Source organism: Brucella ciceri, from assembly GCF_041930145.1.
Lineage (GTDB): Bacteria > Pseudomonadota > Alphaproteobacteria > Rhizobiales > Rhizobiaceae > Brucella > Brucella intermedia.
This window is the reverse complement of the sequence record NZ_JBHEEV010000004.1, coordinates 448,941-475,114: the sequence shown is the minus strand read 5'-3', so window position 1 is coordinate 475,114 and position 26,174 is coordinate 448,941. Positions and strand designations below refer to the sequence as shown.

The following is a 26,174-nucleotide window of genomic DNA, read 5'->3' as shown; positions in this document are numbered from 1 at the left end:
AGGATCGCGCCGTCCATCTGGGCAGCGCCGGTGATCATGTTCTTCACATAGTCGGCGTGGCCGGGGCAGTCGACGTGGGCGTAGTGACGGTTTGCGGTTTCGTACTCGACGTGAGCCGTCGAGATCGTGATGCCGCGGGCGCGCTCTTCAGGAGCGGCGTCGATCTGGTCATACGCCTTGAACTCACCAAAGAACTTGGTGATCGCTGCAGTCAGCGACGTCTTGCCATGGTCAACGTGACCAATCGTGCCGATGTTAACGTGGGGCTTCGTACGTTCGAATTTGCTCTTTGCCATCGCCGTTGTTCTCTTTGTTCTAGAACCGCTCAAGCGCCAGCACAAAAGCCTCTTGGCTTCCGGGCCAGCATTTATGCCAAAACGGAACGGCGAACCGCCCGTCGATGATTCCTTACACGCCAAACCGCTCGGAAAAATTTGGAGCGGGTAGCGGGAATCGAACCCGCGTATTCAGCTTGGAAGGCTGCTGCTCTACCATTGAGCTATACCCGCGCACTCTTAACTCTGATCCGACAGTGGTGGAGGGAGTTGGATTTGAACCAACGTAGGCATAGCCAACGGATTTACAGTCCGTCCCCTTTAACCACTCGGGCATCCCTCCAGATATCACTATCAGCAGAGTCGAGCGACTAGGCATTTCCGCGGGGCTTCTGGCTGACTGTTGGGCCAGCCGTCGATCCGCGAGGGGCCTTATGACGATAAGCTTATCCCCTGTCAACAGGGTAAAAGCGAAAAGAATGCATGTCTGTTCACAACGACGTGGAAACATTGCCTTCTCCCGCCCGTTCATGCGGGAAGAAAGGCCCGGTTTCGCGGGCTTTGCAAATTATTCTGCAATCAGAACAGCCTGATAGCATTTGCAGGGCTGGCCGCTATCTTCCGCACTGCTAAAGAGCTATAAGCACGCCATGACCGATCAAAATTCACCCCGCACACCAAAAGATTCTCATTATGCACGCCTGCGCCGCCAGCATCGCGACCAGAAGGCCGGAACGGAAGGCAAATCACCGCGCAAGCCGCAGCGTCCTTCCATATTGGCAAGTGCCGTGACCGAAGGAACGGTTCGTCTGTATGGACTGCATACGGTCCGCGCCGCCGTGGAAAACCCGGAACGCCGGATACTGCGCATGCTGGCGACACGAAACGGATTCGCACGGCTCGAAATCGGAGAGGCCGAATCTCTCCCCTTCCCTGTCGAAATCGTCGATCCGCGCGATATAGACAAGGAAACCGGTTCGGAAGCCGTCCATCAGGGCGTCATGATCGAGGCGGAGCCGTTGCGCGCCAGAAAGCTGTCCGAACTGCAGGACAGTCCGCTGCTGCTCGTGCTCGATCAGGTGACCGATCCGCATAATGTCGGCGCCATCATGCGTTCAGCCGTAGCCTTCGGTGCAGGAGCGCTGATTACGACAAGCCGCCACAGCCCACAGGAAACCGGCGTCCTCGCCAAGGCGGCCTCCGGTGCCCTCGAACTGATCTCTCATATTGAGGTGCGCAATCTGGCCGAAGCGATTGAGGAACTCCATAGCCTCGGATTCCAGACCATCGGGCTTGATTCGGAGGGGCCACTGGAAATGGAAGCCACCTTGTCAGGCGAACGAATCGCTCTCGTGCTCGGCGCGGAAGGCAAAGGCCTGCGTCAAAAGACACGCGAAACGGTAACCGCGCTTGCCCGCCTCGACATGCCGGGCGAAATCAAGTCGCTCAACGTATCGAATGCGGCTGCAATCTCGCTTTACGCTGCCGAGTGCTATCTCCGCGGACGTTGAGTTGATTCGCCTGTAAAAACTCTCCCGGCTGGCCTTTCCATCCGGGAGAATGGCCCAAAGTCGGGTCGCTCAGGCAGTAGCGATATAGGTGCGGATATCTTCCGCCTCGCGTTCGACATCTTCGATGCGTCGTTTCACCACGTCACCGATTGAAACAATTCCCACGAGCTTGCCGCCTTCTTCCACCGGCATATGGCGGAATCGGCTCCGTGTCATGATTTCCATCACCTGATTGATCGTATGATGTTCGCGGCAGACCTGCACCTTTGCCGTCATGACTTCGGCGACGGGCATGCTCATGGCCTTGGTCTCCTGCGCAGCAACGGCGCGGACGACATCGCGTTCAGACAGGATGCCCTTGATTCGACCGGCCTCGTCGCACACCACCAACGCGCCGATCTTGTGTTTGTTCAGCATGGCGACAGCGTGGGACAGCGTATCGGCAGGCGCGATAACCACCACATCCCTGCCCTTTGTCTCGAGAATCGATCTTACGGTCATGCCAAAGTCCCTCCAAGATTAAAGCATTTCCGGCAAACGCGCGAAGCGGTTTTGCGTCGGATAATGCTTAAAACAAAGAGCTAGAGCGGTTCGACTGTTCTCTAATAAGGGAACAGCTCTAGCACTCGCTGCTTCGGACGTTTCAGCGCCATATGAAGCAGAACGCAGCTCCTCCCACCACGTTCCATGATGGTGCGCTTTGAACGTCGGATTAGCAAGTGGCATCAAATGGGGAAAAAGGCTTTCTGAGCCAGAATCCTAGCGCCTCAGAACCGCATCGTAACTGCGCGGGCGGTCCATCAGCGAAATGCCGAAAAAACCGGCGATGAAGCCGCCTATATGCGCTTCCCAGGCGATGCTGGAAAGGTCTGCACCGCCAGTCGAGTAAATACCGGTAATGATGTTGATCAGGAACCAGACCCCGACAAAGGTCAGGACAGGCTTCAGCGTCAGGGTGAGCCCCACCGGAAGTACGGGCCCCGCAAATTCTGATTTGCGTCCGTGGCCGATACGCCGGAAGCCGTAGCGCGCCGCAGCACCCATCATGCCCGAAATCGCTCCCGAAGCCCCCACCAGCGGTGAAATGCTGTCCGGATAGATCGCATAATGGGTCAGACCGGCGATAACCGAGGTGAACATCCAGAAAACTATCATCCGTCCGGTACCGATACGGCCCGCCAGCGGAGAACCGAAGGCGGCGAGCCAGATCATGTTGACGACCAGGTGCGCAATGCCGCCATGCATGAAGGAATAGCTGATGAGCGTGAAGAGCGCGGTCGGATCGGTAAAGCCACCCGCAAGTGAGAATCGCGCCGGAATGAGCGCGAAGTTCAGCATGAATCCGTAGTTCTGCTGCTCGCTGATGAGATAGTTCTGATAGACATACACCGCCGCGCACAGGCCGATAAGCGCAAGAACGACGCCGGGTATATTGAAGATCGGCTCGCTGCCGCCTGACCGGCGGTTACTGCCGTCCGTTTCCGGCTGGGGAACGCTCATGAACTGCTGCTTTCTCATCCTTGCACGCCGACAACCGGGCCAGGTCGGTCCCTTGCATCGGGTGGAAGCATCTAGATAGGGCAGAATCTGTTAAAAATAAAGGCCGACGGAGATACCCGGTCGGCCTGCCCGCGAACAGAATATTTCGCGGAATTAAATCTGGAGCTCAGAAAAACGCCAACCAAGTCAAAGGCTTCGTCTGATGCCTTATCAAAGCGCGTCTTTTAAAGCAGTGCAACCATTACTTATTGTTAACCTTAACGGACGAGCCCGGTGGATGAACAAAGGGTTAAACTGGCATCCTCCCCGTTAATACTATTTTAATGCGTCCACCAGCGGAGCCTGTCTCCGCGTGCAACGGAAAAACCAACGGCGCATGATGAAACACCGCAGTACGATCGCGATTTTCAGCGAATGGCAGCGACTGGCCCGCACGGAACGCGGCACCTTTCGCGCGCCGATGCGCGAGCGGATCGAGCCGCGCAAGCTGGGGCGTCATCTGTCCGATCTCTTCTTCCTCGAGGCTGGAGAGCATGGGGACCTGTCGTTCCGTCTGGCTGGAACGCGCATCTGCACCCTTTTTGGACGCGAACTGAAGAACACGCGGTTCCACTCGCTCTGGTCCGAACGCGACCGTGCCGCACTTCGGGAAACCTCGCAAAACGTCAGCGGGCTCGAGATCCCTGCCCTGATCTCGCATGTTGGAATCAGCATGTCGGGACGCAGCCTGGGGCTTGAAATGTTCCTAGCCCCGCTTGAAGCGGCGGACGGCCAGATCAGCATTCTCGGCAGCATCGCTGTGCTTGATTCGGTCACGTGGGTCGGCGCCGACCCAATCGTGCTCGGCCATTTGAATTCGATCGAGCCGGTGGCGCCCGATCTGATTCTCGCGGACGACCTGTGGCAATCGGCAGCCGTAACCGTGAACGCACCCCGGACAGGCCGGGAGTGGACAAATATTCGCCTGACGGAACCGCATGCAGCGCCGAAATTGCGCGTCATCAAGGGCGGCAAAGCCTGAAACAGGTCGCAATCGCGATTTCTCTTTATCAGTCCGTGCTGTAATGTGCCTGATAGTGAAGCGGACAAATTCGAAATGGATCGGCTTTGATGAACAGATTTGCTGCGGCCCCCACTGCCAGCAATGTGCGGCAGGAAAACTTCAACGCCGTGAATGTCGATCTCAACGGTCGTTACATGCTGGAAAATCGCAGCGAATTTCCGTGTGTTATCAAGCGTATGTCGCCCGGCACGGCCCTGATGAGCGGCATAGCGACGCCGCGCAACGGTGAGCGGATCATCGCCTATATCGACCATGTGGGGCGGATCGAAGGAATTGCCCATGAGGTGACATCCGAGGGCTTCCATATTCTTCTGGCCACGTCCGAACAGAAGAAGGACAAGCTTTCGGCACAGCTGACCTGGCTTGCCAACAAGCACGAGCTTGCCCTGCCCGAAGACCGCCGTCACGAACGCGTCGTGCCGCACAAGAACCGGCAGAACATCACTTTTGCCGACGGCACACAAAGGCTGTGTCGTATCGCCGACCTTTCGCTTTCAGGTGCGGCAATCGAAAGCGAGTTCAAGCCCCCGATCAAAAGCAGTGTCATGCTCGGGCCGATCCGGGGAACCGTCGTGCGTCATTTCCAGGATGGTTTCGCAATCGAATTCGCCACCATTCAGACCAGCACAACACTGGACAATCTTTTCGGCTGAAAGCATCGGTCCAAAAGATGAATGCGCGTCAAGGTTACGGAACGGCAAACCGCGAAACGCCCGAAATCACAAAAAAAGCCACAAAAATAGCCCGATCTGCCCTGAATTTGTCCGTCCGTTGACAAAAAGTTTCAGCGTTATTTGCACTTTTAATCGAATTTAACTCGCATTTTCGCGCTTAAATTTGCGTGCCTTCAAATTGTTTAAGTCATCTTGGTCTCCAACAGGGAGACAAAAGAATGACGAAGCAGACCATCATTGCAGCCATCCTGGTGCTGCTCGGAATCGGACTGGCCGAAGCTGCAACCCCCGCCTCCAATTCCCCGTGGATGACGACGGGCGAGCGCACATCGCAGCCGATCGGCCATTATGAATTCTGCGACCGGTACAAGTCCGAATGCAATATCACCAGCGGCAACAGCAACCTGCTGAAGCTGACCCCGGAAATCTGGAAACAGATCATCACGGTCAATGCGAGCGTCAACGAAAAGATCGCGCCGATGACCGACATGGAAGCCTGGGGCCGCGAGGAATATTGGGAATATCCGACAACGGTGGGCGACTGCGACGACTACATGCTTTTGAAGCGCCGCGAACTGATGACGCTCGGCATTCCGGCGAACACCCTGCTTTTCACGGTGGTTCGACAGCCGAATGGCGAAGGCCACGCCGTCCTGACCGTCCGCACCGACCGCGGCGACTTCATTCTCGACAATCTCGATACCCGCGTTCTCGCCTGGAACAAGACCGACTACACCTACCTGAAGCGCCAGTCGACCACGAACACCGGCAGCTGGGTCTCGATCAAGGGCGACCGAGAACTGCTCGTCGGCAGCATCAAGAACTGATCAAAAAGAAAACTTGAAGAAGGACGGGCCGCCAGTCTCCCTCTGGCCCCGTCCTTATTCATTTCACGCAGGTTCCAGGCCGCGCATGAAGGACCGTGCCTTCTCGACATAATGCTCTGCCGAAGCCTTCAGCTTTTCAACCGCCGCCTCGTCCAGTTCCCGAAGAACCCTTGCAGGAGAACCGACGACCAGCGAGTTATCCGGTATTACCTTGCCCTCGGTGACAAGCGCCCCTGCCCCGATCAGACAGTTCTTTCCGATTCTCGCACCATTGAGAACGATAGCGCCCATGCCGATCAGTGTGTTTTCACCCACCGTGCAGCCATGGAGTATGGCTCGATGCCCGATGGTGCACCCCGCCCCGACCGTCAGCGGAAAGCCGATATCGGTATGCATGATGGTGTGTTCCTGAACATTGGTATCGTCGCCGATGGTGATAGGCTCATTATCGCCCCGCAAAACGGCGCCGAACCAGAATCCGGCATTTTCACCCACGACGATCTTGCCGATCAGGGTCGCATCGGGCGCGATCCAGTTGCTGCTGCGATCCACGAATTGCGGCTTGTGCCCGTTATAAACATAGATCGGCATGTGCTTTCCTCCATCAGCAAACTCGATATTGAATCGCTAAGCCGTTTCAGGTCGCCAGACAAGCACGGTTTCACGCTCTGTTAACCATAGAAGACAGATATTCGAGCCAAATGGAAACAGCACCCGATTACACCGCCTCGAAAATGGGCAACCGCCTCTTCGGCTGGCTGCTGTTGACCGTTGTCGCGCTGGTCCTCCTTTCGATCGCCGTGAATATCGGCGGGCGTCTGCTCGGTCCGCTGATTGCCCGGGGCGGTCATTCCGACAGCACGCAGGCTTATGAGATCATCATCGACAACAATGTCCTCTCGATTCCCGCCAATATGATCCGCTTTTCGAATCAGCGGCGCGACGGAGTGACGGGCCGCCTCGATCTCTATGCCCGCTGGCCGGGGCTTACCGGCTATACGGAACGCGACCGCGCCATCTTCAACCTTCTTACCCCGAAACGGCACCTGATTTTCATGTCCATCGAGCAGCGCACCATGTCCCGCGACATGAGCGGGCGTTACCTGCCGATCTACGCCGAGCTGATAGAACCCGACGGAGAAACCGCTCCCGGAAACCTGACGGTACACCGGTTTCTGGAAAACAGCGGCTACAAGGGCGAGGAGCTGTTGCTCTCCGACACCAGCAGCGGCAAGCCGGAATTTGTCGCACGATGCCTTGCCGACAGCGCGGCAGAAAGCTTCAATTCGTGCGAACGCGACGTCCAGTTCGGGCGCGACTTGCAGATACTCTATCGATTCCCCCGATCCATGTTGGGCGACTGGAAGTCACTGGACAAGGCGGTCGTCGATTTCGCCGATACTCATCTTCTTGATGGCAAACGCGCCAACTGATTCCGGACGAGCGTGATTGAGTGCCGAAGGCCCGGAGAGCCGTTCGATCCTGGCTTGCTGGTGTCAATCGATGGATTGGAGCAGCATCGGCTGTCTCGAGCGCTCCTGTTCGCCTGTCAACTCCTGAAATGCTCGTTGTCCCTCTTGGCTGGACCTGACCTTGTTCAACGGAACCCCGCTCATGACATGCTCCTCGGTGGCGCTTAGAACGATTTCCAGCTTCATCATTTCTGCCGATCCGAGCAGCTTCCAGCATCCTTTTCCAACGGGAAGGGAAAAGCTGTTTTTCTTGACATAGGCTGCGGCGGCATGTGCGCCATCGCATTTAGCGACAGTTGGAGGTTCATCCAGAATCTCGATCACCGACAGGGAGCCGTCGTCCTGCTCGGTTTCGATGGTGCCTAGAACTTCTGCCCGCGCCGGAAACGACAGGCCGATCAGGAGGACGGTGAGTGAAAAGCGGAATTTCATGAAGTCGTACCGAAATCAGTCGCAGATTTCATTACCGCTCAGTTCAGCATGCCGACGAGGCCAGAGCGGCGGCAATGATCTTCATGCATCCTCGCAAGCGTGTTTCAACAACAAAACGCCCTCTCCATGGGAAAGGGCGTCAAGAGCATTCCTGCATGGGCATGGGCGTCGTCTGCGACGCGCTTGCCGCTGCCGATCAGAGATCGACGTCGAGAATTGCCATCGAGAAATTGTAGGAGAGTTCGCCTTCGTCCTCATCCTTGTAGATCAGGCCCAGGAATTCGTCCTCGAGATAAAGCTCGGCGGAGTCGTTCTTGCGCGGGCGTGCCTTGACCTGCAGGCCGGGATTGTTGAAGGTCCGTTTGAAATAGGCATCCAGTTTTTTGAGTTCTTCGGGTTTCAACCGGCTTCTCCTGATATTGAATTGAGCCGGTTTATTGCACCCGGCATTTTCTTATGTAAACCCCTGACATCGACTATCCCAAGGGGCGTGGCCAGCTAATCGCCGCTTGCATCACAATATAGGCCGCCTGCGGGAGAAAACCAGCAAGCGGCCCGATTTCCTGACATCGGTTGGCCTCAGTGATGGAAAATGGATCTAGATTCCGTCGCCCAGCATCTGGTCCATGACACGGGAAGGTTCCGCGCAGCCCGTGTCGCCCATGATCCGGGCAGGCACACCAGCGACGGTGACATTGTTGGGAACGGGTTTCAAAACCACCGATCCGGCTGCGATCTTCGAACAATGGCCGACTTCGATATTGCCGAGAATTTTCGCCCCCGCGCCGATCAGCACGCCATGGCGGATTTTCGGATGACGGTCTCCGCTCGATTTGCCCGTACCGCCCAGCGTAACCCCGTGGAGGATCGACACATTGTCTTCGATCAGGGCCGTCTCGCCCACGACAAGACCGGTCGCATGATCGAGAAACAGTCCGCTGCCGAGCCGCGCCGCCGGATGAATATCGGTCTGGAAGATCGATGAGGAACGGCTTTGCAGGTAATAGGCGAAATCCTTGCGGCCTTCATGGTAAAGCCAGTGCGCTAGGCGGTGGGTCTGTATCGCATGGAAACCCTTCAGATAAAGGATCGGGTCCATGAAGCGGCTATATGCCGGATCGCGATCATAAACCGCCTGAATATCGACGCGGACCATCTGCGACCAATCTGGATTGGAATCCAGCATGGCATCAAAGGTCTGGCGCAGAATATCCGCACTCAGGTCGGCATGGCCGAGACGCTCGGAAATGCGATGCATGACCGCATCTTCCAGACTAGGCTGGTTGAGGATCGTGGCATAGAGGAACGTGCCCAGGACGGGATCATTCTTGGCCGCTTCCTCCGCTTCGGCACGGATGGAATGCCAGATAGGATCGACCTGACCCAGACCGGGGGTCGCTTTCGCTGATGTGCGAACGGACATATGCATACTCCAGTTTTGCACCGCGCGAGGGAAGAGACAGCCGTGCTTTCGCTCTGTCCCCGCACCGCAATACGAGTTCGGCGCGCAGCATACAGCATTTCCAGCAAAAGTGTGAAACGGTTTTGCGTTCGGAAATGCGTACTTGCAAATAGCAATCCCCGGTTGTCCGGGGGATTGGCTTAAAATGCCTTGCCTCGACACCGCCGAGTTTGGCGCAGCTCCAAGCCGCGCGCTTTGCTGAGGATCAAACTCCCGTCAAAGCGGGTTTTCTTTCAAAAACGCCAGCACGGCCTGCTTGTAGACCTTGTCGCCAACGGCCAGCATATGGTCGCGGCCCGGAATGTCGACCGCCTGTCCATTCGGCAGAAGATCGGCGAGTTCCTGTGCGCTGCCGGCAATATCGTCGGTCGTGCCGACTGCAACGAGAACAGGCTGCATGATGCGCGCAATCGCGGCAGCCGGGACAAGTTCCTTGGAGGTGATCACGCAGGCCGCAAGGGCGATACGGTCGCTCCTTGTCTGGTCGGCGAATTTGCGGAACATCTGGCCACGCGGATGCGTGATCGTCGTCGGGTCTTCGACAAGCAGCGCCTCGCCAATCGGCTCCCAGTCGCCCGCGCCCGTGACCATGCCGATGCCAAGGCCACCGAAAACGGCACTGTGAACGCGCTCGGGATGTTCCAGCGCCAGAAATGCCGAGATGCGCGCGCCCATGGAATAGCCCATGACATGCGCCTTTTCGATGCCGAGATGATCGAGAAGTGCGACCGCATCCGCCGCCATCTTGGTCGGCGTGTATTCGTCCGCATCATGGGGCTTCGCCGAAAGCCCGTGCCCGCGATTATCGATGGCAATCGCGCGATATCCGGCCTCGGTCAGCGTTCGGAACCAGCCGGGCGAAACCCAGTTGACCAGACTTGACGACGCAAAGCCGTGAATGAGCAGGATCGGATCGCCTTCACCGTCCTGACGATAGGCCAGGCGCAGGCCGTCATGTTCGAAATATTCGATATCGAGGGCACTCAATTCCTTATTCCTCTTGGAGCATTTCCGAGCCAAGGTGCGAAGCCTTTGCATCAGCAAAATGCGTAAAACAGATAGACAGAGCGGTTCCGTTTTAGCTGGAACACCTGACTGCGATCAGGACCGGCAAACACCGCAAATCACGCGGTGGGTGGCCCTGTCGCCAAGCTTTATGCCGGTTTGCTTGACCGTACCGGCCAGAAGTTCCACGACATACGCCGCCGGAACCTCGGATGAAATGATATTTTCGGAGAATGGCACCGCATTTTCGTGAATGGCCGATACGCGTCCCTTGTCATCAAGGAAGATCATATCGAGCGGCGACGGCGTATTCTGCATCCACATCATGACGCGGCGCATCTCGCCAAACACGAAGATCATCGCCCGGTCCCGGGGAAAGTCCGTGCGCCACATCAGGCCGCGAACGCGAGCGTCGTCAGTATCCGCCACTTCAAGCGCAAAATTCACCTTGTTGCCGTTGGCGGTGACGAATGTCAGCGGCTCCTTGTCGACCGGCAGCCTCATCGGTTGTGCTTCATCAGCCTGAGCGGTGAATGCGAGAAAAACAAATGCAAAAGCAAGAAAAATGCGGCCCATGACCTGCCTATTCAAAGAATGAAACCAAGCCGGAACCTATCAACGGGATGGGATGATCACAAGACCGCGCGAACAGCCACGCCGCGCCCTCACCTGCTTGTTACAGCGATCTGGTAAAGCCGGCGCACTTTGAACAGCCGCACTCCAGAACGCGCTTCGATCTGACGGGATCAGATGGACGCTCCGCGTTCTTCTATATCAAGCATAAACTTGAACGCCTTCGTTTCACTCCGGCCGGATTATGCTCTAGTGAGAAACAGGAATTGCCGTTCCGATATCCGGATGGATCTCAGCAGCCATCAGGCCCTTGTCGCCCTCACCGAAGCGGATCAGCACCACCTGACCGGGACGCAGTTCCATCATGCCGAAACGACGCAGCGTTTCCATATGGATGAAAATATCTTCCGTACCTTCGCCGCGCGTCAGGAAACCAAACCCCTTGGTGCGGTTGAACCACTTCACGATCACGCGCTCAAGTCCGCTCGACGGCGTGACGGTGACATGGGTGCGCTGCGGCGGCATCTGCGCGGGATGAACGGCGGTCGAGGTATCCATCGACAGCACGCGGAAACATTGGAGGCCGCGCTCGCCCTGCCGGACTTCACAGACGATGCGCGCACCTTCCAGAGCGGTCTGGAAGCCATCGCGACGCAGTGAAGTCACATGAAGAAGAATGTCATTAAGGCCCGGCTGGTCCGGAACAATGAAGCCGTAGCCCTTGGCTACGTCGAACCATTTGATATGGCCCGAAATTTCGATGATATCGCCCAGCTCTTCCGAGGCGTGCTGGCTGCGAAACTGGTCATTTGACACAGACTTGTCCGCCATGCGTTCGCCCCTCCTCTGTTCTTCCATTGCGATTCCGACCTGATTCTTGTCCAAAGAATAACACTTCCTTAACCGGAGGCGGCAAGTCCAAACTTGTGTCAGTCCCCATGAAGACCACACACTTCACAACTTCATGGTTACTTTTCCCGCGCGGCAGCCCTCGCAACCGGCCAACCACTTCAAATATGGCCGGTCGCCGATTTGGCAATGAGGGTCCGGGGACATTTCCGGTCACATCTGCGGCTCAAAATTCTTGAACCCTGTTCTGTGGGTGATAGCTTGACGTTCGGTCTCCGACATCGGATTCGATATCCCCGCCGAACCAATCGGCATTCCATGCGTTTTCCGAGCGTCAGCCCATGAATTACAACAGCCGAGGAAAAGACTATGCGCTATCTGCACACGATGGTCCGAATTCGCGACATCGATGAATCTCTCGATTTTTATGTAAATAAACTCGGCCTCGAAGAAATCCGCCGCACTGAAAATGAGAAGGGCCGCTTCACGCTGATCTTTCTCGCCGCGCCTTCCGATACGGACCGGGCAAAGACGGAACGCGCGCCGGAACTGGAACTGACCTACAACTGGGACCCGGAAACCTATACGGGCGGCCGCAATTTCGGCCATCTGGCCTATATGGTCGATGACATCTACGCCACCTGCCAGAAGCTGCAGGATGCAGGCGTCACCATAAACCGCCCGCCCCGTGACGGTCATATGGCCTTCATCAAGTCGCCCGACGGCATTTCCATCGAACTGATCCAGAAGGGCGAACGTCTGTCGCCACAGGAGCCTTGGGCTTCCGCCGAAAACATCGGCAGCTGGTAACAAAGACATGCATAAAACAAAAAGCCCGGTCGCGAGACCGGGCTTTTTTCGATCCTGAACGGTTATTCCGTTCCCTGAATGGCAGCAAGCTGCCATTCGCCGCCATCCTTGCGGGTGAAGGTCCAAAGTTCGACGCTTTCCACCGGCTCATTCGGATTGCCTTCAACGACAGCGCCGGTATTGCGGTCCAGCATGACGTCGATTGCAGAATAGCGGATCGCGACGGTTGCGTATTCGGCGTTGCCTTCGCGCCAGGCTTCGGAAACATCGCCCTGCAGAAGCTTGACGTCCTTCACTTCGTTGCGCATGCCGCTGGAAGCGATCTCGCCCAGCTCTTCAGCCAGATAGGACATGGCTTCCGGGGTCGCAAGCTTGCGCAGCGCCGCATAGTCCTCACGGCCATAGGCTGTCTGGACTTCAGAAAGCATCTGCTCGAAGCGGTCCAGATCTTCCTGACCGACATCCATCGGCTCGTCTTCAACGGCCGGGGCAGCCGGAGCAGCCTCCTGCTTTGTCTCGAACGGGTTTACCGATGGGGTGCGGCTACCAAAACCCGCCAGCGGCCCGGCCTGGGGAGCGGCGGATTTTGCCGCGCCAAAGGGCTGCGCGCCTGAATTACCGGCACCTGCCGCTGCCGGCTGGCGGCGGTTCGCGAACATGCGCATGACGAACATGGCAATGAGCGCGATCACGGCAACCTGCAGGATCAGGCCGAACATGCCGGCAAGACCGCCAAGGCCGTTGCCGAGCAGCATGCCGATAAGGCCGCCGACGAGAAGACCGCCGAGCATGGAACGACCGAAATTGCCGAACATGCCGCCGGAACGCTGCGCCTGAGCAGCATTCTGCGTTGCGCCCGCCGCCGGGCGGCTGGTTTGTGTAGCGCCGGTATTGGGCGTCATGGAACGTTCGATGGGAGCTGCGTTGTTAGGCGCGGTGCGGGTTGGCGCGGGTGCCGAATAGGTGCGCGCGCCACGGCTGCCGAAACCGCCACCGCCCGCGCGGCGAGCCTCGGCGAAATCGACCGCAGCAAAGGAGGCAATCAGCCCAAGCACCATTGCAGCTGTCAGTTTGGTCAGGCGGTTTCCGGAACCCGGCATCGGTTTCTCCCACTTAGAGTCATGTCTGAATGTTTAAGTGCTCATATGGGAATTCGCCCCCGCCCTTCACAAGAGCGTGAAGACAAAAAACTGAAGAATTTCAAATGGCCCGGAAACGCTCTAGATTGGCAAAGCCGCGTCCAGAATCTGGATCTGGGGAGTGACCGAGCCATTCCAATGGTTTAGCGACAGATTGCCTGCGACATGGACGCTCTGGCCGATATTGTTGAACAGGAAGCGTCCGAGATCGCCTTCCGCCGCCCGGAACGCTATGGCATTGACGCGTTTTCCATCTGCGCCACGCAATGTAACACGCACATGATCGCGCCCGACGCCCCGCACATCCGCCAGAATGTGATGCGGCAGCGCCAATATGGGCTGCGGATGCGCTGAACCATAGGGCCCAGCCTTCTGCAAGGCTTCATAAAGCGATACGGTGGCGCCCGATGCGGCCAGCGCGCCATCGATGGAAAGGCTCTGATTTTCCCGCAGGCGCGAGACGATATGCGCCGATTCTTCCTCAAGATAGGCACGCAACGCGCCAAGATTGCCGCGCTCGATGGTGATACCGGCGGCCATGGCGTGGCCGCCGCCCTTGACGAGCAGCCCACGATCCATCGCCCCGCGAACCAGTTTGCCAAGATCAAGCCCCATGATGGAACGACCGGAGCCCGACCCAACGCCATTGGCGTTGAAGGCGATGGCAAAGGCCGGCCGCCGCGCCTTTTCCTTCAGCCGTGAGGCGAGCAGCCCCACAATGCCGGGATGCCAGCGGTCGCTTGCCGTCACGATCACCGAGGCGCCCGCACCACCGGAGATTTCCAGCGAGGCTTCCGCTTCCGCCTCCATGAGCATTTCCGCTTCCATGGCCTGCCGCTCCTGGTTGAGCCGGTCAAGCTCCACAGCGATGCGATCTGCCGTGACGGGATCGTCCAATGTCAGCAGTCGCGCGCCAAGTCCGGCGTCGCCGATGCGCCCGCCCGCATTGATACGCGGCCCGATCAGGTAACCCAGATGGAAGACATTGAGGGGCTCTCCAATCCGCGAGACGCGGGCAAGCGCCGCAAGGCCGACATTGCTCTGTGACCGCGCAACGAGCAGCCCCTTCACGACGAAAGCGCGATTGACGCCCGTCAGCGGCACCACGTCGCAGACCGTGGCGAGCGCCACGAGATCGAGCAGGGAAAGCAGGTCCGGACCCGGCCCCTTGCCGCGCTCCCGCAATATCTTGGTCACCTGCACCAGCGTCAGAAAGACCACGCCTGCAGCGCAGAGATGGCCTTGCAGCGAAATATCGTCTTCTCGGTTCGGGTTGACGATAGCCACGGCATCTTCCGGCAGATCACCACCGACCTGATGGTGATCGAGCACGACGACATCGGCGCCTGCCTGCTTCGCGGCTGTAATGGATGGCGCGCTGTTGGTGCCGCAATCAACTGTGACGATCAGGGTTGCGCCCTTGGCGACCAGATCGCGCATGGCATCGGGATTGGGGCCGTAACCTTCGAAAATCCGATCGGGAATATAGATGGAATGCTGAATGCCGTAATGTTTGAGAAAACGCGCCATCAGAGCGGAGGAACAGGCCCCATCCACATCGTAGTCGCCGAAAATGGCCACGGTCTCGCGGCGCAGAATGGCATCAGCAATGCGCCCTGCCGCATTGTCCATATCGGTGAGCGTCGCCGGATCGGGCATGAGATTGCGCAACGTCGGATCGACAAATTCAGGCGCGCCTTCCACCGACACACCCCGCCCGGCCAGCACGCGCGCGACGAGATCGGTAATGCCGTGATGCTGCGCAATGGCAAGGGCCGTGTTGGCCTCACGCAGGCCAAGCCGGTCCACCCATTTCTGCCCGGTTGCGGATTGTTTTATTCCGAGGAAAAAGCGCTCTGTCGTCATGAGATTCTAAAGACACAAAAGGCGGCAGACGGTCAAGCCGGACGATTTTTATCGCGCCAGTCGGCAGGACTGAGCGACGTCACCCGCCGGAACTCGCGATTGAAGTTCGATTTGGTCTGAAACCCGGATTCAAACATGACGGTCGTTATCGAAATGTCGTCCTTCTCAAGCCGACGGCAAGCTTCGGCAATTCGATAATCGTTGATGAAACGGGAAACATTCTGGCCTGTCAGCCGGTTGACGGCGCCCGATATCTGGCGCGCCGGAATGGAGGCCCGTCGAGCCAGCCGCGACAGCGTCAGATTTTCATCGAGAAAGAGCTTTTGCTCAGTCAAAAGCGCTTCGACCTTATCCAGAACATTGCGATCTATTTCGGCATCCGGCGCCGATGGCGTCGTTTCAAAATCCGCTTCTGGCGCAGCTTTGGCGCGAGCTGCCGTCAGCGCGGTCAAGCCGATAAGGAACAGGCCGAGCAGATTGGCATTGCCGATGATCGCAGCCGAGTAATCGCCTTTCCGCCATTCGAAATCCAGCATCACCATCAGATCGAACAAGGCGGAAAAGCACAAGGATGCAGCGGCAATGACAAGAGCCCGATGAGCTGCCACCGCACTATCGAGGCGCGCCGCATCCAGGGCATCGGGGCCGGAGCGCCCAAGCAACAGCAGGGCAAGCGCATAGCCAACGTAAAGCCCAATCAGCGCCGCATCGATCAAACCCGGCGCGAAGTAGACCATTGCGGCAATGACGAATGGCGGCAACGCGTGAAACCAGACCAGAACGTTTTCGTCTGCTTTCGCCTGATGGATGAGGCTTCTGAAACTCATCAGCGTCAGTCCCGGCAGGCAACTGGCCACAACAGGCAGAACAAAGCGCAGTTCTGTAATCCCGTAGCCCCAGCGCAAACCGACAATGAGCGACTGCAACGCGCACAATCCCAACACGAGCAGGAAAGGTCGGTTCGCTCCGCGCCAGCCGAACCGATGCAGCAGAACGGCCATCAGCAGAAGCATCAAAAGTGAGGAAACGAAAGGCAAGGGAATGAAAATCATAAAACACACACGAGTGAAACGCAGACAGCCGATCATGGCCCAAATCGTGATCCGAAACGACCTGAATCATGATCAGGGACGCCGTTCGTGTGAAAACAGGTGACGGTCTCCCTGTTCCATCAATCAGCGGAGACCGTCATGTTCCCCTATCATACCGTCATATTCCTTCTTGCCCTTTTCGTCGCCGCCCCCAGTCAGGCTCATGAGGTCGGCCAGCGGGAGATCAACTTCACCAATGCGGAAACAGGCCGCACGCTTAAAGTCGGTATATGGTATCCAGCCGCGGCCGGTGGCAAAGCTACTTTGATCGGCGACAATATTATTTTCAAAGGTGCTCCGGCCGTGATCAATGCCACACCGGAAAAAGACAACTTCCCGTTGCTTGTCATGTCTCACGGTTCCGGCGGTCGTTTTGAGAGCATGACCTGGCTGGCAACTGAATTGGCCAAAGCCGGATTTATCGTCGCAGCCCCCAACCACCCCGGTACAACCAGTGGCGATTCCACACCGCAGGACACGCCGAAAATCTGGGAGCGCACCGGGGACCTGTCGGCGGTGATCGATACGATGACAACGGACCCGTCGTGGCGCGCAATAATCGACAAGGACAGGATCAGCGTTCTCGGCTTCTCGCTCGGCGGTGCTGCCGCCATGGAAATTGCAGGCGCAAGAGCCAATCTCGGAGCTTATGCCCGCTATTGCGATGCTTACAGCAAATGGGATTGCGCATGGTACGCCGGTGGCGTTGGCTATCGAAATGGCGGGCAGATCAAGGTCGACAAGGTTGATTTGCGCTCAATCGACAGGAACCGCTTCGAGCAATCCAATCTCGACCGCCGCATTACATCAGCTGTCATCGTTGATCCCGGTCTTGCGCAAGCCTACGATGAACAGAGCCTTGCATCGATTTCAATTCCGATGACCTTCATCAATCTCGGCGAAACCCAGACCGTTCCTCCGGGAGTGGTGGCCGATAAGCTGGCATCGATCACGCCCAAAGGAACTTATGCGGTTGTCGTTGGCGCCACCCATTTCAGCTTTCTGCCCGAATGCAAGGAAGGCGCCGCAGAACATCTGAAAGCCGCCGGAGAAATAGACCCCATTTGCAGTGATGGTGCCACTCGTCCGCGTGCTGACATTCATGCAGATGTCGCACGACTTGTATTGAAGGCGTTGCAGCCTCAGCCAAAAACCTGAACCAGAACAGACAAAGGCGGCATTCTGCAATGCCGCCTTTGATAAACTTACGCTGATCCAACTGAACTAAACGAAGGACCGACAGGTCCTAGAACTTCGACAGATCCTGATGGCGCGCCTTGATCTCACGGACAGTCTGCGACGAAGAACGCATCACGATAGTATGCGTCTGGATATAATCGCGGGCAAACTTGACGCCCGAGAGCATGTTGCCGTCCGTCACGCCGGTCGCGGCGAAGAGCACGTCGCCCTTGGCCATTTCTTCCATCGTATAGACCTTCTTTGGGTCTGCGATGCCCATCTTGGCGGCGCGGGCGATCTTTTCGTCGGTATTGAGCTGGAGACGGCCCTGCATCTGGCCGCCGATGCAGCGCAGGGCTGCCGCTGCCAGAACGCCTTCCGGCGCGCCGCCAATGCCGATATAGATGTCGATGCCCGTCTCGTCGGGATTGGTTGTGTGCATCACACCGGCCACGTCACCGTCGCCGATAAGGCGGATTGCGGCACCCGTCGCGCGCACTTCCTCGATCAGACGCGCATGGCGAGGGCGATCCATGATGCAGGCGGTGATTTCATTCGGCTTCACGCCCTTCGCCTTGGCGACCGACATGATGTTGTCCGTCGGGCTGGCATCGAGGTCGACGACGCCCTTCGAGTAACCCGGACCGACGGCGATCTTTTCCATGTAGACGTCAGGCGCGTAAAGCAGGTTGCCCTTCTCGGCAATCGCGATCACGGCAAGCGAGTTCGGCAGGTTCTTGGCGCAGATCGTCGTGCCTTCCAGCGGATCGAGCGCAATATCGACGTCCGGCCCCTGCTTGGTGCCAACTTCTTCTCCGATGTAGAGCATCGGCGCTTCGTCACGCTCGCCCTCGCCGATAACCACCGTTCCGGCAATCGGAAGGCGGTTCAGTTCCTGGCGCATGGCATCGACGGCGGCCTGATCGGCAGCCATTTCGTCGCCGCGGCCCCGCAGCCTCGCCGCCGCCACTGCTGCACGCTCGGCCACGCGGACCAGTTCGAGTGTGAGAATGCGATCGAGTCCGTGGGGTTGCTGCTCTGCGGTCTTGGCCATTTGAACAAAGTCCTGAATTCGAATTGCGTGGATGGGGCGCATCACGCCCGCGACTGCCGCCTGTTATAGCGACACTGTGCAAACCTTTTGTCAAAGTCCCCCGCCCCCTGCAAGGGCGGGAAAGCCAAAAACATTGTACGCTCAAACTCTTAATCGATTTAAGCAATACACGGTTCGTTTCACCTCCCGGCCGGATGTGAACACTCACACCTGGCCGGAAGTTATTAAACAACCGAAAGATGTTGAACTATTCAGCTTCCGATAGCATCAAAGAAAAACTCCGGACTTTCCACCTCGACCAGCTTTTTTCTTTCGATCATCCAGAACCGGTTGCCGACATTGCGAACAAAACTGCGGTCGTGCGAGACGATAAGGCTTGCTGCCTCATTGCGCAGCAGTTCCACCTCCAACGCTTCCTGACCTTCGATATCAAGATGGTTCGTCGGTTCATCGAGGATATAGAAGTTTGGATTGGTCAGCCGCAGAACCAGCATGGCCAGCCGTGCCTTCTGCCCGCCGGACAGGCGTTCAAGCGGCTTTGCCTGCATCTCGAGCGTCATGCCCGCACCGGCCAGAAGGGACCGCGTCCGCTGGTCGCCAATATCGAAACGTTTCGCAATCGTCTCGAAAGGAGTCCATTCCGGACGCAGTTCCGACAAGGCCTGATCACTATATCCGAGCACCAGCGAAGGCGTCGCCTTGATACCGGCCTGTGCGCGGTCCGGCGCAAGGATGGCCTCCCGCACCAGCGTCAGCAAACGGGTCTTGCCCATGCCATTGGCGCCCAGCAGGACGATACGGTCGCCCGGGTTGATCCAGAGCTGCCCCGTCTTAAAGAGCAGCCTGCTGTCGGGGGTTGTAATTTCGGCCTGATCGAGAACAACCAGCGCCTTGGCGTGGCTGCCGCGGCTGTTCAGTATGATCTTGCCGGCAGAGCGTTCCACATGGGCTGCCTTGGCGCTTTGCTCGATCTTGTCGGCCCGCGCTTTCAACTGCTTGGTCTTGATCACCAGCAAATCGCTGCCGGAATTGATGCCGATATTGTTGAGCTTTGCGGCCTGCCTGCGCAATTGCTGGACTGTCTTCATGTCCTTTTCGAACAGCCGGGCATCCGCCGCGTCGATTTCATCGAGAGCAACCCGCGCCTGACTGTATGGCAAGGTGAAGATCGGTGATTTTTCCGCCCTCAGGAACAGCGTCCGCTTCGTCACCGCATCCAGAAAGGCGCGGTCGTGACTGCTGACCACGACCGCGACCGAACGCGGCAGCGCATTCAGCCAGTCTTCCAGCTGCCGCACTTTTTCGAGATCCAGATGGTTGGTCGGCTCGTCGAGCAGGAGAACGTCGGGCTCCGACACCCATGCGCGGGCGAGAAGCGCGAGCCGCTGCCAGCCGCCGCTGAGTTGGCGCACGGGGAGTTGTCGCAATTCTTCGGCAACGCGCAGGTCGTCCAGAACGATATCGGCCCGCCAGCTTTCATAATCGCGGGCTTCTTCGTCGAGACCATCCAGCACGAGATCATAGAATGTCCGGCCAAACAGCTGTTCCGGCACATACTGGCTGACATAGCCGATCTTCAATCCACGCGACCGCGTGATCGTGCCGAGCGTCGGCTCGCCCTCCCCGACAAGGAGACGCAGGAGACTGGTCTTGCCGCGCCCGTTGGCAGCAACGAGACCAAGGCGCTCGCCCTCGCCTATGACGAGATCGAGATTAGCAAAAAGTGGCTCATGAAGAGTAAGCGAAAGATTCTGGATAGAAACAAGAGACATGGCAATCTGCTCAATTCTGCCACGCACCAATGCCCGGTTTCCAAACCGCGGTATGCATCAATGTGCTGGCGAATGTCCGGCAGCGATCGATGACCGCGCCTTCAGGAAAAGGCAGAATAAGACAGTGTGCTCGTCTTTTTCCGCCCTGCACAAGTTATTTATGCAGGGCAAAACCGGGGCCATGCTGACGGTGATGATCATGACGCGTCACATACATCATACAGCCCTCCTTTTCCTGTTCTTGTCTCTTCAAATGAATCAAAGCCGGATCGTTTCCGACCCGGCTTTCATAACAAAGGTGAATTGAACCTGCAAGAGTGGCAGGCCTTCCAGAAAACGCGCCAAAAGTGCAGTGCGTTCTGGTTTTTGTCTAACGCATGTCTTTGTTCCCAAACCGCTGCCCGCTTTGGGAAGGCATGCTTTATCCGGCGCGTTCGATGCGGATCATCTGTGGCTTGTCGACCAGATGATCGTCCTTGAGGATCGCTTCCAGCGCCTTTTTGACAGCCGATTCGGTCGTCTCATGCGTGACGAGAATGACTGTCTTGACGCCTTCCCTTGCTGCATCATCCATCGGCGGGCGCTGCACGATCGATTCCAGCGAGATGTCGTTTTCAGCCATGCGCTTGGCGATGGCCGCAAAAGCGCCGATACGGTCAAGCACGGTCAGGCGGATGAAGTAGCCGCCCGCATGCTTGCGCATCTTGGCGCGCTTGTAAGGCTGCAACGCCTTGGCAGGCGTGCCGAACACCGGCCCATGCTGGAAACCCGGACGGCTCTTGGCGATATCGGCAACATCACCGATCACGGCTGATGCCGTCGCATTGCCACCTGCGCCGGGGCCGGAAAGCAGAAGCTCGCCCAGAAGATCGGTTTCGATTGCCACGGCGTTGGTCACGCCATGCACCTGCGCGATAACCGACGAGGTCGGCACCATGGTGGGGTGCACGCGCTGTTCGATGCCTGTATCGGTCTTCTGCGCGACACCCAGAAGCTTGATGCGATAGCCGAGTTCATCGGCGGCGCGAATATCGGCCAGCGAAATATTGCTGATGCCTTCGAGATAAATATCATCGGCAGCGATCTGCGTGCCGAAGGCAAGACTGGTCAGCAGCGCCAGCTTGTGCGCCGTATCGTTGCCTTCAATATCGAAGGTCGGATCGGCTTCAGCATAGCCGAGGCGCTGCGCATCCTTGAGACAGGCTTCGAACGAAATGCCCTCTTCCCACATCCGGGTCAGGATGTAGTTGCAGGTGCCGTTCATGATGCCATAGACGCGGGAAACCGTATTGCCGGTCAGCGATTCACGCATTGCCTTGATGACCGGAATACCTCCCGCCACCGCCGCTTCGAAATTGAGAAGGACGCCTTTATCCTCGGCGATCTTGGCAAGCGCAACGCCGTGCCGCGCCAGCAGCGCCTTGTTGGCCGTGACCACATGGCGACCGGCGCGCAAAGCCGCTTCGACTGAAGCCCGGGCCGGCCCATCCTCGCCGCCGATGAGTTCCACGAAAACATCGATATCGGCAGATTTGGCCAGCTCGACCGGATCGTCGAACCAATTGATACCAGAAAGATCAATGCCGCGATCCCGGTTGCGGTCGCGGGCGCTGACCGCCGTGACCGTAACAGGCTTGCCGCACTGGCGCGTGAGCATTTCGGACTTGTCACGCAGGATACGCAACACCGAAGCACCAACGGTGCCGAGGCCGGCAACGCCGATCCGTAATGCATCACTCATTATTTCGACCTTCTGTATGGAGTGGCTATCAGGTGGGATGTCACGGGCGGCGAGTTGCCGTCCGTGGCGATTTCTAAAGACTATCCGCGACGACCGTCGAGCGGAATCACATTTTGCAGGTTCTCATGCTTTGCAGAGAGAAAACGCTTGATGTTACGCGCGGCCTGACGGATGCGGTGCTCGTTCTCGACCAGCGCAATACGCACGTAATCGTCGCCGTGCTCGCCAAAGCCGATACCGGGCGCAACGGCCACATCCGCCTGTTCGACCAGAAGCTTGGAGAATTCGAGCGAACCCAGCGAACGGAAGCGTTCCGGAATCGGAACCCAGGCGAACATGGTCGCAGCAGGCGGCGGAACATCCCAGCCTGCACGGCCAAAGCTTTCGACCAGCACATCCCGGCGCTGCTTGTAGACATTGCGCACATAGGCGATGTCCGATCCGTCTCCATTCAGCGCCGCAGTCGCCGCAACCTGAATAGGCGTGAACGCACCATAATCGAGATAGGACTTCACGCGGGTGAGCGCTGCGATCAGGCGTTCATTGCCGACCGCAAAGCCCATGCGCCAGCCTGGCATGGAGAATGTCTTCGACATGGAGGTGAACTCTACGGTCACATCCATGGCGCCCGGCACTTCCAGCACCGATGGCGGCGGATTGTCATCGAAATAGATTTCCGAATAGGCAAGATCCGACAGGATGACGATGTCATGCTTGCGGGCGAACGCGACGACGTCCTTGTAGAAATCGAGCGTCGCCACATAGGCTGTCGGATTGGACGGGAAATTCAGGATCAGCGCGATCGGCTTCGGGATCGAGTGCTTCACGCCGCGCTCCAGCGTCGGGATGAAGTTCTCGTCCGGCTTTGCCTGCACCGAGCGGATCACGCCGCCGGACATGATGAAGCCGAAGGAGTGGATCGGATAGGTCGGGTCCGGGCACAGAACCACATCGCCCGGCGCGGTGATGGCCTGCGCCATATTGGCGAAGCCTTCCTTGGAGCCGAGCGTGGCCACGACCTGCGTATCCGGATTGAGCTTCACCCCAAAACGCCGCGCATAATATTGCGCCTGCGCACGACGCAGACCGGGAATGCCCTTGGAAGCCGAATAACGATGCGCGCGCGGGTCCTGAACGGCCTCGCACAGCTTGTCGACGATGTTCTGCGGAGTCGGGAGATCGGGGTTGCCCATGCCAAGATCGATGATGTCGGCGCCCGCCGCTCGCGCCGATGCCTTCAGACGGTTGACCTGTTCAAAGACATAAGGGGGCAGACGACGGACTTTATGGAATTCTTCCGACATGATCCTGTTCCAGTGGAGGGTTGAACGTAATGGCGCGCATGCGCCGCAAAGGAGCTATACACCTGTTCTCGAATCGGGTCGAGACGTGTTGCCGCGTCAAAGGATGCGGATTTCGTCTCTAGAGCACATCCCGAAAAGTTTAACGGTTTTCGGATAAGATGCGCGCCAAAAACCAAGGAAGAGAGTTACTCTTCCCCGCTTTCGATCTGTTTCAGGGTAGCGTCCGTATCCTGCTGCGCCTGCTTGCGCAGGGCAGCAGCCTCGGCGGGCGTGAACCGCGCACCGCCGGTTCTGGATGCCGCCAGACGCGTGCGGTCGGCATCAAGCTTGGTGGTAAGCTGCTGCTTTTCTTCTGCGGTGATCTGCGTGGTCGCAGCCTTCGGCATATGGCCGAATGTCGGGAAAACACCGGTGCGGGAAGCGCCTTCCTGCGGCGTACCCTGAAACTCTTTTCCACCCGCGCATGCCGTGAGCATCGCCGCCGCTGTTGCTGCCAGCAAAAGGTTGGCGATCTGCCGCGTGCGCTTGGTCATGTTTCTGTTCCCGGTTGATGCCGCATAAGGCGCCGTTGGTCACAGCGCCAGACAAAGATAAAGCAATTGGCAAGGGATAGCACCAAGTCGAGGCATCCTGTCAACAAGTGAGTGATGCAAATCGGAAATTCGGCTTGCGTTGAAGGCCGAAGCGCTGCTCCAAACCATCCGATATCCCAGCAGGAAAGGGAAATGTAACCAAAGGTTACACAAAGTAATATTTCGTTATAAACGAATATTCCCGCCTTGGACGCGAAGTCATTTAACGCCAGATGCGCATCAATAGTTGCACTCGGCGATTAAAAAACTTAAAAATTGGTAACGAATTGCCGAACAGGTGATTTGTCCATTACAGCGGAATGGCCGTCATTGCTCTGAAGTGACTATCATAACTCGCTGATATTTCTGAATTTCTTTCCCGGCACGAACAGTCGGGAGCTGTGGGGACGATCAGCCACTGAACGTGACGTCAGCCTCGCACGGGAGAGCCGATCTCCCGAAACCAGGTAGGCCCGGCGAATCCGGGTCGCCAAACTGGTCAGGGAAATCGAGCTGGAGCAGACTGTTGAAATTTGCACATTCTACACACCGGACCTCCGGCAGGTTTCTATCAGGCAGCGTGGCTTTGCTTGCGCTTCTTGTCACGTCCTGCACGTCGACCGGCACAGGCCTTGACGGCAAGCCGCTGCAGATGACCTCCGCCTCTGACGGCTCCGTGATTGCGGACACATTGCAAAGCGCAGCCGATCAGACAGCCGTAGCCGAGGCGGCGAAGCCGTCGCCTGCGGAGGAGAAAAAGGCGGAAGCCAAGCCCGGGGAAACAAAGCCCGCCGTCGTGGCAGAGGCGGCAAACACCAATAACAAGGAGCAGGCGAAGCCAGCCCCAACTGCCGCACCCGCCGAGCAGCAGCAGACCCAGGTAGCAGCCCTCGCCCCGCAGCAGCCGAAGAGCACATCGCTTTTTGGCATGTTCGGCGGCAGCAAGCCCGCTGCACCTCAAGCGGCTCCAGTGGCAGAGCAGCCAGCGGAAGCGGCTCCTGCCGAAACCGCGAAAAAGCCGCAGGAACCGGCAAAGGAAGAAAAGCCCGCCGAAGCAGCGGCGCCAGAACAGACCGCAGCGGCCAAACCTGCCGAAGCTGAAAAGCCTGTTCAGGTCGCTTCGCTCTTTGGCTCCGCGAAGAGCGCTTACGCTTCGCCTCAGCGCCCAACGGCCTCGCAAGGCAGCATTGCCCGGCTTTTCTCCGACGAATCGACCGGTACGCGATCTGACCGAACCGAAAGCAGGAAGGTTGCCGTGGTAAAACCTGTTTCGCCTTCCGCGAAGCATGATTACAATTATTCGCTACCGGGCGTGCGCCCGAATGGCGGCATCGAAATCAAGCATCGCAACAGCCTCTATGACGATAGCGATATTGATGCGAACGAAGACGATGAATCGGCAAATCTGACGCTTGCTTCTGCTCCCGGCCTTGCGCGCCTTGCGCCCAACGGCCTGAAAGTGCAACGACAGACCGTGGATGTCGCCTGCCTCAAGCCTCAACTCGTTTCCATGCTGAAAACCATGGAGCGTCATTTCCGCCGCCCGGTGATGGTGACTTCGGGCTACCGCAGCCCTTCCTATAACCGCAAGGTCAACGGCGCACGGAAATCGCTCCATATGATCTGCGCCGCCGCCGACATCCAGATCGATGGCGTGTCCAAGTGGGAAATCGCGCGCTTCGCCCGCTCCATGCCGGGACGTGGCGGTGTCGGCACCTACTGCCACACGACTTCGGTTCACGTCGATGTCGGGCCGGAGCGCGACTGGAATTGGCGCTGCAAGGGCTGACGAAGCGTCCTCACCGAACACCCGAAGCCGGATCGCCCGATCCGGCTTTTTCTTTTGTCTTTATTTTTCAACCGAATAACGAAATCGGCCGCAGGGATTTTCCCCATTTTTGCAGTACATTCGATTTTTTTCAGAAAAGTGTTTTTTGGGGCTTGCGAGTCAGAACCTTCCTCAATATAAGCCCACTCACACCAGCAACGGGCGCCCATCGTCT

At 57.8% G+C, this 26,174-nt stretch carries 28 protein-coding genes and 2 tRNA genes; 10 read left to right on the top strand and 20 right to left on the bottom strand.

Going from position 1 to position 26,174, the window contains the following annotated elements; all coding sequences use genetic code 11:
- From JNC63_RS11030 to JNC63_RS11020, 3 genes are all read right to left on the bottom strand, one after another.
- On the bottom strand, positions 1 to 296 hold a 296-nt coding region (locus JNC63_RS11030), incomplete at its 3' end, for a GTP-binding protein (RefSeq protein WP_374846327.1).
- A gap of 139 nt (positions 297 to 435) precedes the next feature.
- Positions 436 to 509: transfer RNA gene (locus JNC63_RS11025), tRNA-Gly, on the bottom strand.
- A 24-nt stretch (positions 510 to 533) separates the two neighbouring features.
- Positions 534 to 618 (bottom strand) — tRNA-Tyr (locus JNC63_RS11020).
- A gap of 307 nt (positions 619 to 925) precedes the next feature.
- Between JNC63_RS11020 and JNC63_RS11015 the strand changes: the two genes are divergently transcribed.
- The gene (locus JNC63_RS11015; RefSeq protein WP_063620411.1) at positions 926 to 1,786 is read left to right on the top strand and encodes a TrmH family RNA methyltransferase; all 861 of its coding nucleotides are present in this window, start codon (positions 926 to 928) and stop codon (positions 1,784 to 1,786) included.
- A gap of 69 nt (positions 1,787 to 1,855) precedes the next feature.
- Here the strand turns inward: JNC63_RS11015 and JNC63_RS11010 are convergent, their stop codons facing one another.
- Positions 1,856 to 2,287 (bottom strand): CBS domain-containing protein, encoded by a 432-nt coding sequence (locus JNC63_RS11010; RefSeq protein ID WP_006467047.1) that lies wholly within the window; start codon positions 2,285 to 2,287, stop codon positions 1,856 to 1,858.
- A gap of 258 nt (positions 2,288 to 2,545) precedes the next feature.
- Positions 2,546 to 3,286 (bottom strand): rhomboid family intramembrane serine protease, encoded by a 741-nt coding sequence (locus tag JNC63_RS11005; RefSeq protein ID WP_063620409.1) that lies wholly within the window; start codon positions 3,284 to 3,286, stop codon positions 2,546 to 2,548.
- A gap of 379 nt (positions 3,287 to 3,665) precedes the next feature.
- Between JNC63_RS11005 and JNC63_RS11000 the strand changes: the two genes are divergently transcribed.
- The 3 genes from JNC63_RS11000 to JNC63_RS10990 all read left to right on the top strand — a co-directional run bounded on the left by JNC63_RS11000 (position 3,666) and on the right by JNC63_RS10990 (position 5,850).
- Positions 3,666 to 4,307, top strand: coding sequence for a PAS domain-containing protein (locus JNC63_RS11000; protein WP_063620410.1), 642 nt, complete (start codon positions 3,666 to 3,668; stop codon positions 4,305 to 4,307).
- Between the two features lie 89 nt (positions 4,308 to 4,396).
- On the top strand, positions 4,397 to 5,002 hold the full coding sequence (locus JNC63_RS10995; RefSeq protein WP_063620408.1) for a PilZ domain-containing protein: 606 nt from the start codon (positions 4,397 to 4,399) through the stop codon (positions 5,000 to 5,002).
- A 239-nt stretch (positions 5,003 to 5,241) separates the two neighbouring features.
- Positions 5,242 to 5,850: a transglutaminase-like cysteine peptidase gene (locus JNC63_RS10990; RefSeq protein WP_063620407.1), complete on the top strand. Its 609-nt coding sequence runs from the start codon at positions 5,242 to 5,244 to the stop codon at positions 5,848 to 5,850.
- Positions 5,851 to 5,913: 63 nt separating this feature from the next.
- On the opposite strand, the gene JNC63_RS10985 is transcribed toward JNC63_RS10990, so the two are convergent.
- A complete protein-coding gene (locus JNC63_RS10985; RefSeq protein ID WP_063620406.1) occupies positions 5,914 to 6,441 on the bottom strand; it encodes a gamma carbonic anhydrase family protein in 528 nt (175 codons plus the stop codon).
- Positions 6,442 to 6,551: 110 nt separating this feature from the next.
- On the opposite strand from JNC63_RS10985, the gene JNC63_RS10980 reads away from it, so the two are divergent.
- Positions 6,552 to 7,283, top strand: a complete 732-nt coding sequence (locus JNC63_RS10980; protein WP_063620405.1) for a hypothetical protein — start codon at positions 6,552 to 6,554, stop codon at positions 7,281 to 7,283.
- A 63-nt stretch (positions 7,284 to 7,346) separates the two neighbouring features.
- On the opposite strand, the gene JNC63_RS10975 is transcribed toward JNC63_RS10980, so the two are convergent.
- The 6 genes from JNC63_RS10975 to JNC63_RS10950 all read right to left on the bottom strand — a co-directional run bounded on the left by JNC63_RS10975 (position 7,347) and on the right by JNC63_RS10950 (position 11,625).
- On the bottom strand, positions 7,347 to 7,754 hold the full coding sequence (locus JNC63_RS10975) for a hypothetical protein (protein WP_063620404.1): 408 nt from the start codon (positions 7,752 to 7,754) through the stop codon (positions 7,347 to 7,349).
- 196 nt (positions 7,755 to 7,950) lie between these two features.
- Positions 7,951 to 8,157: a DUF3126 family protein gene (locus tag JNC63_RS10970; RefSeq protein ID WP_006467055.1), complete on the bottom strand. Its 207-nt coding sequence runs from the start codon at positions 8,155 to 8,157 to the stop codon at positions 7,951 to 7,953.
- Positions 8,158 to 8,352: 195 nt separating this feature from the next.
- Positions 8,353 to 9,177 carry a serine O-acetyltransferase gene (gene cysE, locus JNC63_RS10965; protein ID WP_063620403.1) on the bottom strand — a complete coding sequence of 275 codons (825 nt, stop codon included), beginning with the start codon at positions 9,175 to 9,177 and terminating at the stop codon, positions 8,353 to 8,355.
- Between the two features lie 255 nt (positions 9,178 to 9,432).
- Positions 9,433 to 10,203 carry an alpha/beta fold hydrolase gene (locus tag JNC63_RS10960; RefSeq protein ID WP_063620401.1) on the bottom strand — a complete coding sequence of 257 codons (771 nt, stop codon included), beginning with the start codon at positions 10,201 to 10,203 and terminating at the stop codon, positions 9,433 to 9,435.
- Between the two features lie 114 nt (positions 10,204 to 10,317).
- Positions 10,318 to 10,797, bottom strand: coding sequence for a DUF192 domain-containing protein (locus JNC63_RS10955; RefSeq protein ID WP_063620400.1), 480 nt, complete (start codon positions 10,795 to 10,797; stop codon positions 10,318 to 10,320).
- Positions 10,798 to 11,043: 246 nt separating this feature from the next.
- Positions 11,044 to 11,625 (bottom strand): cold-shock protein, encoded by a 582-nt coding sequence (locus JNC63_RS10950; protein ID WP_006470303.1) that lies wholly within the window; start codon positions 11,623 to 11,625, stop codon positions 11,044 to 11,046.
- A gap of 387 nt (positions 11,626 to 12,012) precedes the next feature.
- On the opposite strand from JNC63_RS10950, the gene gloA reads away from it, so the two are divergent.
- The gene (gloA, locus tag JNC63_RS10945; RefSeq protein WP_374846324.1) at positions 12,013 to 12,453 is read left to right on the top strand and encodes a lactoylglutathione lyase; all 441 of its coding nucleotides are present in this window, start codon (positions 12,013 to 12,015) and stop codon (positions 12,451 to 12,453) included.
- A 62-nt stretch (positions 12,454 to 12,515) separates the two neighbouring features.
- Here the strand turns inward: gloA and JNC63_RS10940 are convergent, their stop codons facing one another.
- The 3 genes from JNC63_RS10940 to JNC63_RS10930 all read right to left on the bottom strand — a co-directional run bounded on the left by JNC63_RS10940 (position 12,516) and on the right by JNC63_RS10930 (position 16,510).
- Positions 12,516 to 13,553, bottom strand: a complete 1,038-nt coding sequence (locus JNC63_RS10940; RefSeq protein ID WP_063620398.1) for a Tim44 domain-containing protein — start codon at positions 13,551 to 13,553, stop codon at positions 12,516 to 12,518.
- A gap of 120 nt (positions 13,554 to 13,673) precedes the next feature.
- The gene (recJ, locus tag JNC63_RS10935) at positions 13,674 to 15,458 is read right to left on the bottom strand and encodes a single-stranded-DNA-specific exonuclease RecJ (RefSeq protein ID WP_063620397.1); all 1,785 of its coding nucleotides are present in this window, start codon (positions 15,456 to 15,458) and stop codon (positions 13,674 to 13,676) included.
- Between the two features lie 32 nt (positions 15,459 to 15,490).
- Positions 15,491 to 16,510 carry a helix-turn-helix domain-containing protein gene (locus JNC63_RS10930; protein WP_063620402.1) on the bottom strand — a complete coding sequence of 340 codons (1,020 nt, stop codon included), beginning with the start codon at positions 16,508 to 16,510 and terminating at the stop codon, positions 15,491 to 15,493.
- 138 nt (positions 16,511 to 16,648) lie between these two features.
- Here JNC63_RS10930 and JNC63_RS10925 point away from each other — a divergent pair, with 138 nt between their 5' ends.
- On the top strand, positions 16,649 to 17,707 hold the full coding sequence (locus tag JNC63_RS10925; RefSeq protein ID WP_063620396.1) for an alpha/beta hydrolase family protein: 1,059 nt from the start codon (positions 16,649 to 16,651) through the stop codon (positions 17,705 to 17,707).
- An 88-nt stretch (positions 17,708 to 17,795) separates the two neighbouring features.
- On the opposite strand, the gene glpX is transcribed toward JNC63_RS10925, so the two are convergent.
- Both glpX and JNC63_RS10915 read right to left on the bottom strand, forming a co-directional pair.
- Entirely contained in the window at positions 17,796 to 18,782 is a 987-nt protein-coding gene (gene glpX / locus JNC63_RS10920) for a class II fructose-bisphosphatase (protein WP_006470299.1), read from the bottom strand.
- A 251-nt stretch (positions 18,783 to 19,033) separates the two neighbouring features.
- Positions 19,034 to 20,554, bottom strand: coding sequence for an ABC-F family ATP-binding cassette domain-containing protein (locus tag JNC63_RS10915; protein ID WP_063620395.1), 1,521 nt, complete (start codon positions 20,552 to 20,554; stop codon positions 19,034 to 19,036).
- Between JNC63_RS10915 and JNC63_RS10910 the strand changes: the two genes are divergently transcribed.
- On the top strand, positions 20,553 to 20,861 hold the full coding sequence (locus tag JNC63_RS10910; RefSeq protein WP_063620394.1) for a hypothetical protein: 309 nt from the start codon (positions 20,553 to 20,555) through the stop codon (positions 20,859 to 20,861). The two genes, JNC63_RS10915 and JNC63_RS10910, sit on opposite strands and share 2 nt — an antisense overlap.
- 114 nt (positions 20,862 to 20,975) lie before the next feature.
- Here JNC63_RS10910 and JNC63_RS10905 read toward each other — a convergent pair whose 3' ends face one another.
- The 3 genes from JNC63_RS10905 to JNC63_RS10895 all read right to left on the bottom strand — a co-directional run bounded on the left by JNC63_RS10905 (position 20,976) and on the right by JNC63_RS10895 (position 24,132).
- The gene (locus JNC63_RS10905) at positions 20,976 to 22,295 is read right to left on the bottom strand and encodes a homoserine dehydrogenase (protein ID WP_021585966.1); all 1,320 of its coding nucleotides are present in this window, start codon (positions 22,293 to 22,295) and stop codon (positions 20,976 to 20,978) included.
- An 80-nt stretch (positions 22,296 to 22,375) separates the two neighbouring features.
- A complete protein-coding gene (locus tag JNC63_RS10900; RefSeq protein WP_021585967.1) occupies positions 22,376 to 23,599 on the bottom strand; it encodes an LL-diaminopimelate aminotransferase in 1,224 nt (407 codons plus the stop codon).
- 185 nt (positions 23,600 to 23,784) lie between these two features.
- Positions 23,785 to 24,132, bottom strand: coding sequence for a hypothetical protein (locus tag JNC63_RS10895; RefSeq protein ID WP_025090421.1), 348 nt, complete (start codon positions 24,130 to 24,132; stop codon positions 23,785 to 23,787).
- Between the two features lie 565 nt (positions 24,133 to 24,697).
- Between JNC63_RS10895 and JNC63_RS10890 the strand changes: the two genes are divergently transcribed.
- Entirely contained in the window at positions 24,698 to 25,960 is a 1,263-nt protein-coding gene (locus JNC63_RS10890; RefSeq protein WP_025090422.1) for a YcbK family protein, read from the top strand.
- A partial coding sequence (locus tag JNC63_RS10885; protein WP_374846320.1) for a hypothetical protein occupies positions 25,942 to 26,174 on the top strand: 233 nt, incomplete at its 3' end. The genes JNC63_RS10890 and JNC63_RS10885, both read left to right, overlap by 19 nt.